Origin of the sequence: Devosia sp. (genome assembly GCF_040509215.1) — a bacterium.
In the GTDB taxonomy this organism is placed as follows: Bacteria; Pseudomonadota; Alphaproteobacteria; order Rhizobiales; family Devosiaceae; genus Devosia.
The window spans coordinates 1-6166 of record NZ_JBEVLL010000253.1 but is presented as its reverse complement, the minus strand read 5'-3'; the positions used below and the strand labels follow the sequence as shown (position 1 = coordinate 6166).

General features: G+C 64.0%; 7 protein-coding genes. 4 read left to right on the top strand and 3 right to left on the bottom strand.

Annotated features, from left to right (window positions below; all coding sequences use genetic code 11):
• The 3 genes from ABW043_RS14240 to ABW043_RS14230 all read left to right on the top strand — a co-directional run.
• Positions 1-335, top strand: a 335-nt coding sequence (locus ABW043_RS14240; protein WP_353921869.1) for an amidohydrolase family protein, incomplete at its 5' end; no start/stop codon positions are given.
• Between the two features lie 51 nt (positions 336-386).
• Positions 387-1382, top strand: a complete 996-nt coding sequence (locus ABW043_RS14235) for an ABC transporter ATP-binding protein (RefSeq protein WP_353921868.1) — start codon at positions 387-389, stop codon at positions 1380-1382.
• A complete protein-coding gene (locus tag ABW043_RS14230; RefSeq protein WP_353921867.1) occupies positions 1375-2364 on the top strand; it encodes an ABC transporter ATP-binding protein in 990 nt (329 codons plus the stop codon). The genes ABW043_RS14235 and ABW043_RS14230 overlap by 8 nt, the downstream gene beginning before the upstream one ends.
• Positions 2365-2369: 5 nt before the next feature.
• Here ABW043_RS14230 and ABW043_RS14225 read toward each other — a convergent pair whose 3' ends face one another.
• Positions 2370-3350, bottom strand: coding sequence for a homoserine dehydrogenase (locus ABW043_RS14225; protein ID WP_353921866.1), 981 nt, complete (start codon positions 3348-3350; stop codon positions 2370-2372).
• 90 nt (positions 3351-3440) lie between these two features.
• On the opposite strand from ABW043_RS14225, the gene ABW043_RS14220 reads away from it, so the two are divergent.
• On the top strand, positions 3441-4394 hold the full coding sequence (locus tag ABW043_RS14220) for a GntR family transcriptional regulator (protein ID WP_353921865.1): 954 nt from the start codon (positions 3441-3443) through the stop codon (positions 4392-4394).
• Here the strand turns inward: ABW043_RS14220 and ABW043_RS14215 are convergent.
• Both ABW043_RS14215 and ABW043_RS14210 read right to left on the bottom strand, forming a co-directional pair.
• A complete protein-coding gene (locus tag ABW043_RS14215) occupies positions 4391-5371 on the bottom strand; it encodes an ABC transporter substrate-binding protein (protein WP_353921864.1) in 981 nt (326 codons plus the stop codon). The two genes, ABW043_RS14220 and ABW043_RS14215, sit on opposite strands and share 4 nt — an antisense overlap.
• Before the next feature lie 151 nt (positions 5372-5522).
• Positions 5523-6166 (bottom strand): amidohydrolase (locus ABW043_RS14210; protein WP_353921863.1); only part of this gene is annotated, 644 nt, incomplete at its 5' end.

Genomic DNA, 6166 nt, shown 5'->3' with positions numbered 1-6166 from the left:
CGGGGGTAACCTATGTGGCAGGTACGGATGCCGGTTGGCGCTACACGCCCACCGACTCGATGGTGGTGGAGCTCGAGATGATGAACCGCGGCGGCATGACCACGGCCGAGGCGCTCTTCGCCGGAACCGGCGGTGCGGCGGATGCGATCCGCATCGCCGACCGCGCCGGGCGCCTGCTGGTGGGGCGTCCCGCCGATCTGATCGTCAGCAAGGGCGATCCCCTGGCCGATCTCGACGCGCTGCGCGATCTCGCTCTGGTCATGCAGGATGGTCGCCTTCAGCAGGCAACGCCGCGCAAGGACTTCGCCCCCGCCTCGCAAATCTGCCCGGTCTGATCCGGGCCGTTCGCCACGTCCCGGTTCGTGCCATCATTCAGGAGAGCCAAGATGAACGATCCCGTCCCCTCCGCCATCGCCGTGGATCCTATTCTGGAAGTGCGCGATCTCTGCACCGTATTCGACACGCCTGCCGGGCAGGTGCGCGCGGTCGACGGCGTCAGTTTCACGCTCGGTGCACGGCGCAGGCTGGGCGTGGTTGGCGAAAGCGGATCGGGCAAAAGCATTGCCGCGATGTCGATTTTGCGGCTCCTCGATTCGCCCGGCCGGATCGAGCGCGGCGAGATCCTGTTCCGCGGCCGCGATCTGCGTGGGCTCAGCGATCGCGAATTCCTTGCCTTGCGCGGCCGTGACCTCTGTCTCGTCTTTCAAGATCCTATGTCGGCGCTCAATCCGGTCTACCGGGTGGGACGGCAGGTGGGCGAGCAGATTCTCGCCCATCGGCGGCTTTCGAAGGCTGAGCTGCGGGCAGAGGTGGTGGAACTCTTCCGTCAGGTCGGTATTCCCGATCCTGATCGACGCTTCGATGAATATCCCCACAATCTCTCGGGTGGCATGCGCCAGCGGGTTGTGATCGCCATGGCGATGGCCAACAAGCCGGATGTCCTGATTCTGGACGAGCCGACGACAGCGCTCGACGTGACCATCCAGGCGCAGATCCTCGATGTCATACGGGGATTGACCGAGACCACCGTCATGCTGATCACGCATGATTTCGGCGTGGTGCGCGAGATCTGTGACGAGGTGGTGGTGATGTATGCCGGTCGCGTCATGGAACAGGGGCCTTTGGAGGAGGTGACGGCGCGGCCGCGGCACCCCTACACGCGCGCGCTGCTCGCCTCGATGCCTGGGCTCGCCGAGCGCGGAAAGCCGCTTTTTGCCATTCCCGGCACGGTGCCGAGCCCGTTCGATCTGCCGCCGGGCTGCGGCTTTGCACCGCGCTGTACCCATGCCACCGCGCGCTGCGCCACCCGCCCGCCGCTTTTCGCGGCCGGGACCGGCCATCTCTCTGCCTGCTGGCTTCAGGAGACCCTGACCAATGACTGATCTTTCCCTTTCGCAGGCTTGCGCCGACCCACTTCTCGAAATGCGCGACCTCAAGCTGTGGTATCGGGTCAGAGCAGGAGGCCTTAGCGGTAAACCTGAATTCGTGCGTGCGGTGGATGGCATCACACTCGACATCCGCCGCGGCGAGACATTGGGCCTTGTGGGCGAGTCCGGCTGCGGCAAAAGCTCGCTCGGCCGCACCCTGATGCAACTGGAAAAGCCGACAAGCGGGCAGGTGCTGTTCGAAGGGCGGGACATGGCCACCGCCCGTGGCGCAACCAGCCTGGCGCAACGCCGGGCGATCCAGATGATCTTTCAGGATCCGCGCGGCAGCCTTGATCCGCGCATGAAGGTGCGTCGCCTCATCGGCGAGGGGTTGGTGATCGCCGGTGTGCCTCGCGAGGAGCGTAGGGCACGGGTGGAGGCACTGGCAGAACGCGTCGGCCTGCGTCGTGAACATCTGGACCGCTATCCGCATGAATTCTCGGGCGGCCAGCGGCAGCGGATCGGCATCGCCAGGGCTCTGGCACTGCGGCCGAAGCTTGTCGTGGCCGACGAGCCGGTGTCGGCGCTTGATGTCTCCGTGCAAAGCCAGGTTCTGAACCTGATGTCGGAGCTAAAAGCCGAATTCGGCCTTTCCTATCTCTTCATCGCCCATGACCTTGGCGTGGTCGAATATATCTCCGACCGGGTCGGGGTAATGTATCTTGGTCAACTCGTTGAGCTTGCCGATGCAGAGGATCTCTATGCCGATCCGCGCATGCCCTACACAGAAGCGCTCCTTTCTGCGATCCCGGATGCTGCGCGGCAAAGTGGGCGGCCACGCATCGTGTTGAAGGGAGACCTGCCAAGTCCGCGCAACCCGCCATCTGGCTGTCCCTTCCGCACCCGCTGCTGGAAGGCGACGGCCGAATGTGCCGCCAGCCGGCCCGCGCTGCGTGAGGTCAAGCCGCGCCACTGGGCGGCTTGCCACTACGCCTGAATAATTCAGCCACAGATGCGCAACAGGTCCTTCAGCACGGCCGCTGCGGTGGCACGGGGTTCCTCGCCATGTCCGGTGCAGAAGACTTCGCCCATGTCCCGGCTGGTGATGCTCACCGCCTTGGCACCTCCCTCCACCCCGGCGAAAGGATGGGTCATCGGGAAGGCGCGGATCCCAACCTCGGCCCGCGTTCCCTTGCCCGTCAGTTCCAGCCGGGCGACCTGCTTCGGCACCTCGCCTCTGGCGCGCCAGTGAGCGAACTGGGCGGGCGTCAGCGCACCCAGATCCTGTCGCGCAATATCGTCGAGCTTCAGCGACAGGCCCAGCCCGAAGTTCGCGAGAAGCAAAAGCTTCGCAGCCGCATCATACCCTTCGGTATCGTTGCGATGATCTGCCTCGGCAACCCCGGCCTCGCGAGCGGCGGAAAGCGCGACCTCGAAGCTTTGTCCGTCGCGGGCCATCGCGGTCAGAAGCACGTTGGAAGTGGCGTTAAGGATTCCTTCCACCCGGAACACACCAGCTCCGCGATGACTGTCGGCCAGAAGATCCAGTGCCGGCAGTGCTGCCGCGGCCGCGGCACTGATCCGCAGTTGCACCTTTCTGGCCGCAGCCTCCGCGCGCAGCGCGATCCCCTCGCGTACCAGCGCCGCCTTGGAGGCGACGACGACATGGCTGCCCGCGCCGAGCGCCGCGCGGATATAAGACGCCGCGGGCTCGCCGCTCTGATAATCACTGGGGCCGGCCTCGATCGTGATGTCCGGGGCGGCGGCGATCAGCGCAGCGGGCCCGGTTGGGCCGGTCAGCGCCGTTGGCTCAAGCGCCCCAAGCCCGGCGGAATCGGTCGCACCGCCTCGTCGTCCGAGCAGCGCCACCAACCGCAGATCGCGCCCCGCAGCCAGATCTTCCGCGCGACGTTCGCCAACCATCTGCGCCACCATGCGGCCGACATTGCCATAACCGGCGATTGCAATTCTAATGGTCTTCATAAGTGATGGTCCTCGTGCACTTGCGTCGGCAAGCAGCTTGCATTCGGCCAAGATTATTCTGTTATACAAAACTAGAACAGAGGAGTTGAGATGGAAATCTTCGTCGACCGCGGTGCGGGCATGCCGATCCGGCACCAGATTCGCGGAACGATCGAATTCGCCATCTCCAGCGGTGCGCTGTCCGTGGGCGAAGCGTTGCCTTCGGTGCGCGAACTGGCGGAAAAGCTGGGCGTCGCGCCGATGACTGTCAATCAGGCTTACGGTGATTTGAAGAAAGACGGGTTGATAGAGGCAAGGGCTGGCGCGGGTACATTCGTAGCCTTCAGCGCCCGTTCGCAAGAGGCAGAAAATCCGTCGAGCACCTCGCTGCATGCCGAAATCGACCAGCTGGTGGACCGTGCCCGCAAGGCAGGCATCTCGCTGCGCGATCTCGGTTTGATGATACAGGCAAGGTTGGCCTTTCTTTCCAGCAACGCGGTAAAGCCACGCATCGTCGTTGTAGGGGGCTTCCGCACCTCCACCGAGGACTACGCCGCCCGCATCGCCGCGCAGATCGGCAGCAATTTCACCGTGGAGGCGGTTGCGATCAGTGAACTGGAGCGCGACCCGTCACTACGCCAGCGTCATGCCGGCGCGGATGTGGTGGTGACATTTCTGACCATGCGCCGTCGTCTGCTCGAATTGATGCCGACGGCCGAGATCGTCACCATCCGATTCATTCCCTCGGAAGAGACGCGGCGCTCGCTCGCTTCACTATCGCCGCAGTCGCGGCTGGGCGGCATAGCCCGTGTCACACCGTTCCTGCCGGTACTCAGCTCGGGCCTGAAACGTTTCGCTTCCCATTGCCATGACATCCGTCTGGCGCTGGAGGACGGGCCCGACCTTGCCCAGCGCATGGCCGACCGTTCGGTGATCATCTATGCCACCGGCTCGGAGGGGGTGCTGCCTCTGATGCCGGCGCAGGCGACCAAGATAGAATTCCGTCATATTCCCGATCCGGGTGATGTGGAGCGGCTGGTCGAGACCCTCGTTCAACGCAGTTAGAGGCCAGGGCTGGCGAGGTATTCGGCGAAATATTCCTCGGGCTCGACCATGCGATCGATCAAACCATAGCGGTGGGCTGTCTCGGCGAAGACGCGCAACGCACGGTGGTTGGCAGCGGTCAGCCCATGGCCGTAAGGCCGCTCTCCCATCAAGGTTCGAAGCCGTGGTCGTTCCTGATACATGAAGGGTGCCGCATCGGGAAAGCCGTCCTGTCCCGCGTCAAAGGCCGCATCCGAGGCCTCGAAGGCTTCGGTCAGGGCAGGGGCGATCCATGGATGAGCCTCCCAGACCGCGCGGCGCAGGATGATCAGATGCATCGGCGGAAAGATTCCGGTGGCGCGGAAGCCTGCCTCCTCCTCGGCCCGGCTGTCGGGGAACAGGCGGATGACCGGACCGGCCACGGGGTCGAAGCCGTTGGGCAGAGGCGGGCTCCAGAGAGCATCGATCCTACCCTCGGCCAGCATTTTCGACATCGGCTCCGGCGCGGTTTCGACATGTGCGGGAAAGGCTACCTTCTTGCTTTCGCCCGGCTGGTTCACGTCTCCCACCACCCATTGCACAGCATCGGGCGAGACGCCCATCCGCTCCATCGCCTGACGGTACCAGATCGCGCCGCTGGCGCCCCAGCTGTAGAGCCCCACGCGGCGACCGGCCAGATCCGACGGTTGGTGCACCGATCCGCCCTGGCGGACATAGAGATCGCGCTCGATGAAGCCGCGCAGCACGAAGACCGGCAGCGCCACCATAGAGCGGTCGCCTTTTGCCATGCGGATCAGGTGCGCTCCCATTGAGCTTTCGCCGCCGTCAAAATCCTCGGTAGTGTTCACCTGACCCATCAGTGCATTGCGCATATCCCAGGAGCCCCCGCGCCCCAGCGTCAAGGTCAGCGCAATGCCTTCCGGCCGGACCAGGCCAGCGGCAAGCGGTAGCAGGCGCATGTAATCAGCGCTGGCAAGGTGAAGGGGGAGATCGGTCATTATGTTGTCCCGTAGTTTCAAGCAGCAGAGAGCGCTCGGCGTCCTCCGTCCTGCTTGTTTTAACAAGTTGGCCAGTTCTCAGGCCATTCCCGGCTCGGCGCGGTGGGCTTCCGTTTCATCTCTCGCAGCCGGTTCGGCTGCGAGCCTTTCGTCATGCTCCATTCAGGCGCTGGTCAACGAGCGTCAACCAGTACCTCACACCGTGAACGATGGCGTCGTCATTGAAATCGTAAGCCGGGTTATGCAAGTCGGCGCTATCGCCATTGCCGAGCCAGATGAGGGCGCCGGGGCGCTTTTCCAGCATATACGAAAAGTCTTCCGACCCCATGGTGGCCGGCCAGTCGGTATCGACCTGGTCGGATCCTGCGACGGCAACTGCGGCTTGTGTGGCGAGCTTGGTCTTCTGCGGATCATTGACGGTGACCGGATAGCCTGGACGCCAGTCAATGGTGGCCTCGCAGCCAAGGGACTTTGCAGTTCCCGCCACCACCTCGCGGAACCGTTCTTCCACCGCTTTTCGTGTCTGCGGCTGCATCGTGCGGATTGTGCCACCGACACGGGTCGCCGAGGGGATGACGTTGAGCGCTCCGACACTTCCGCCGTCGAAATAGGTGATCGAGAGCACAACCGGATCGAATGGATTGGTAAAGCGCGAGGTGATTGTCTGCAGTGCCACGATCATCTGGGCGCCTGCCAGAACCGGATCGCGCGCGAGATGCGGGTAGGCCGCATGGCCACCCTTGCCGTCGATCGTTATGACGAAACGATCGCCGCCAGCCATCATCGGGCCGCTGC